Source organism: Bacillus sp. SIMBA_074, from assembly GCF_046534555.1.
Taxonomy (GTDB): Bacteria; Bacillota; Bacilli; order Bacillales; family Bacillaceae_G; genus Bacillus_A; species Bacillus_A mycoides.
Window position 1 is genome coordinate 1 of the sequence record NZ_JAWRYM010000478.1, and the last position, 274, is coordinate 274.

The following is a 274-nucleotide window of genomic DNA, read 5'->3' on the forward strand; positions in this document are numbered from 1 at the left end:
GACCTGCTCGTCGCTGGGTTGGATGAGCGGCGAGCGGCGAAGCGCCCGGCGTCCCAGCGATCGAGTGAGCGGTCGGCGGATCAGACCGTTCGCTCGGGCACGTGCGGCCAGGCTACCCACGTATTGGAGGTCGTTGCCGCCGGCCGTCAGCAGGACGAGATCCGTGTCCGGACGGACGCTTCCGATCTGCGGAAGGAACCGTCGCCGGCCAACGCGCTGTCCGCCGTGCAAAATGGTGCCCGTCGTCGCGCCGGAGACCGTTGCGTCGATGAGT

General features: G+C 69.0%; 1 protein-coding gene. It reads right to left on the reverse strand.

The features are described 5' to 3' along the window. Nucleotides 1-274: hypothetical protein (locus SB773_RS31655; RefSeq protein WP_410594282.1), on the reverse strand; the 274-nt coding region annotated here is incomplete at both ends.